Annotated in this window: 3 protein-coding genes; 2 read left to right on the top strand and 1 reads right to left on the bottom strand. The window is 72.9% G+C overall.

The window, feature by feature from the left end; all coding sequences use genetic code 11:
• The coding region (locus PROKR_RS12100) for a winged helix-turn-helix transcriptional regulator (protein WP_084800401.1) at window positions 1-356 on the bottom strand (356 nt) is incomplete at its 3' end.
• A gap of 67 nt (window positions 357-423) precedes the next feature.
• Here PROKR_RS12100 and PROKR_RS12095 point away from each other — a divergent pair.
• Window positions 424-1,368 (top strand): LLM class flavin-dependent oxidoreductase, encoded by a 945-nt coding sequence (locus tag PROKR_RS12095; protein ID WP_036963502.1) that lies wholly within the window; start codon window positions 424-426, stop codon window positions 1,366-1,368.
• Window positions 1,365-2,699, top strand: a complete 1,335-nt coding sequence (locus tag PROKR_RS12090; protein ID WP_036963500.1) for an FAD-binding oxidoreductase — start codon at window positions 1,365-1,367, stop codon at window positions 2,697-2,699. Before PROKR_RS12095 ends, PROKR_RS12090 begins: the two co-directional genes overlap by 4 nt.
• The last annotated feature ends 342 nt before the right edge of the window (window positions 2,700-3,041 follow it).

Below are 3,041 nucleotides of genomic sequence, written 5' to 3'. Positions count from 1 at the left end.
GGCAGCCTGTTGACGTATCCCCACAGGACCAGCGGCTGCATCGCCTCGATCAGCTGCTCGCCCAGGGGGGTGAGCTCGTACTCGGAGTAGGCGGGGGTCGTGGGCACGATGGTGCGCGTGACCAGGCCGTGTGCGGCCAGCTCCTTGAGCCGCTGGGAGAGCAGCCGGTCCGACAGCCCGTCGACCAGGCGCAGGATCTGGCCGAACCGGCGCGCTCCCCGGGAGATCGCGAGCATGATGGCACCGGTCCACCGCTTGCCCACGATGTCCATCGCACCCTGGAACGCCCGGCACGCCTCGTCGTCGAGGATCTGAGCCGGATCGGGCCCGCCTCCGGTGTGTCGTTGACTGGTCATACTTACGAATAGTAAGGACCTAATGGGCCCCTTGGCAACGGGGGCGCTGCTGCGGATCATCAGTGACATGACCGACTACGGACAGACCCTCCGGTTCGGCGTCAGCATCGACCCGACCGCCACCGACTACCCCCAGGCTCTTCGGCTCGCCCAGCAGGCCGACGCCGTGGGCCTCGACCTGCTCGCCGTGCAGGACCACCCCTACCAGCCCACGCACCTCGACGCGTGGACCCTGATCGGCCAGCTCGCCGCCCGCACGGAGCAGATCTCCGTGATGGGCGACGTCCTGGACCTCCAGCTGCGCCCGCCGACGCTCACCGCGAAGGCCGCCGCCTCGCTCGCCACCATGAACGGCGGCCGCGTCCACCTGGGCGTGGGCGGCGGGGCGAGTGCGCAGGGCGTCGCCGCGATGGGCGGCCGCCCTCGCACCGGTGGCGAGACCATCCAGTTCACCGAAGAGGCGATCCGGATCATGCGCCGCGCCCTGGACGGCGACGCCGTCCAGGCGGACACCGCGGAGCACCAGGTCGCCGGCTACCAGGCCGGTCCCGTCCCGTCCGGGCACGTGAGCATCTGGCTCGGCGGCCAGCGGCCACGCATGCTCCGCGTCGCTGGGCGTGCGGCGGACGGCTGGATCTCTCCCCTGAACATCTACGTCGCGCCGCACGAGGTCCCCGAGAAGCAGCAGATCATCGACGACGCGGCCCGCAAGGCTGGGCGCGACCCGCGCGACGTGCGCCGCATCTACAACGTCATCGGCGCGATCGGCCCGTTCCGCGGCGGGCAAGGGCTCGTCGGGCCCGTGCAGGAGTGGGTGGAGACCCTCACGTCCTGGGCCGTCGACCTGGGCTTCGATACGTTCGTCTTCTGGCCGATCACCGACCCGGAGAACCAGCTGCGCGTCTTCACCGACGAGGTGGTGCCCGCCGTCCGCGAGCGGGTCGCCGCACACCGCGCCGAGCAGGTCGCCGGCCCGGCCGACAGCACGATGTCCGAGAGGAACCACGCATGACCGGCCTGAACCTTCCGCGCTCTCTCGCCGACCAGGCCGTGTGGCCCGGTGGCCGGCGGTGGGAGGCGCTGCGGTCCACCTACACGACGGTGCACTCCCCCGCCGTCGTGCTGCTGCCCCGCACGGCCGACGAGGTGGCCGAGGCCCTGACCTGGGCGGGCGGCACCGATCTGCCCGTCTCGGTCCGCAGCGGCGGCCACGGGCTGCACGGCCGCTCCTCGAACGACGGCGGCGTGGTGATCGACCTGTCGCAGCTCGACGCCGTCGACCTCCTCGACCGGGAGACCGGCCTGGTGCGCCTGCAGGCCGGTGCTCGTTGGGGGCAGGTCGCCGAGCGGCTCGCCCACGACGGACTGGCCATCAGCTCCGGCGACCACGGCAACGTGGGCGTCGGCGGCCTGGCCACCGCGGGTGGCATGGGCTGGCTCACCCGCACGTACGGCCTGACCGTCGACCACGTGCGCGCCGCGACCGTGGTCCTGCCCGACGGCCGCGTCGTGCGGACCGACGCCGAGCACGAGCCCGACCTGCTCTGGGCGGTCCGTGGAGCGGCCGACAGCGTCGGGATCGTCACCGACCTGGAGATCGACGCGATGCCGCTGGAGACCATCGGCATCGCGCAGGTCACCGTCGAGGCCGACGCCGCCACCCTGCAACGCTGGTCGGAGCACGTGGCCGCCGCACCGCGCGACCTGACGGTCAACGGGATGCTCGGCGGCGGCCGCGGTGGTCTCGTGCTGCAGATGACAGCAGTCGTCGCGGACGAGAACCCGGACCGCGTCCGCGAGCTCGTCGAACCGCTCGGAGACCTCGGCACCCGCACGCTCGGCATGCAGGCCCAGCTCGGCCCGTACACCGCGCTGGTCTCGTCCGACCACCTGCACGGCAACCACGGACAGCAGCCGGCGGTCACGACGAACCTGCTCCTGCCCACGCTGACCAGCGAGAGTGCCCGCGCCCTCGTGGCGGGAGCCACGCACCGGGCAGGGCCGTTCGTCCAGCTCCGGTCGCTCGGCGGCGCGATGCACGACCTCCGCCCGGACGAGACCTCGTTCGCCCACCGCGACGTCGAGCTGATGACCACCTTCACGGTGTTCCCACCCCGGCCCGGTTCGGACCTCGACGCCGCCGTCGCTCGCCTGCGACCCTTCTCCCGGGGCGCCTACCGCAGCTTCGAGAGCCGGCCCGACGAGCGAACCTTCGACGAGACCTACCCCGGTACGACCGGTGAGCGCGTCCGCGAGATGCGCACCAAGTACGACCCGGACGGCGTCCTGCGCCGGCTGGACGACGTGGACCGTGACCGCACCGCGTCGAGAGCTCTCGGATGACGATCGTGGCCACGCTCTAGCTGGTGTCCGTCCGCATGCCGGCGGCCGGGCGATCGCCGTACCGCTCCCAGCGGCCCGCGACCGCCTCCCGGTCAGCGTCCGGCGGTCACCGACGAGACTCGCTCCACCACCATGCCGACCACCCCGACGGCCACCTCGCCTGGCGTGGAACGGAGGCCGACCACCTGGACCGGTGGCTGCGCTCCGCCCTCACGACCGGTCACCGCCCATGACGGACCCGGGTCCGGGCACGCGGCCCCGGGGACGGCCGCGCAGCAGCGAGGCGGACGTCGCCATCCTGCGCGCCGCGCGCGAGCTGCTCGCGTCCGACGGCGTGGCGGG

Source organism: Promicromonospora kroppenstedtii DSM 19349 (assembly GCF_000515355.1).
In the GTDB taxonomy this organism is placed as follows: Bacteria; Actinomycetota; Actinomycetes; order Actinomycetales; family Cellulomonadaceae; genus Promicromonospora; species Promicromonospora kroppenstedtii.
The sequence above is the reverse complement of the archived record's forward strand: the minus strand, read 5'-3'. Positions and strand labels throughout refer to the sequence as shown.

Bases quoted from the DNA above. Each gene is read 5' to 3' on its own strand.
- PROKR_RS12090 (WP_036963500.1), top strand. From the start codon at position 1,365: ATGACCGGCCTGAACCTTCCGCGCTCTCTCGCCGACCAGGCCGTGTGG.
- PROKR_RS12095 (WP_036963502.1), top strand. From the start codon at position 424: ATGACCGACTACGGACAGACCCTCCGGTTCGGCGTCAGCATCGACCCG.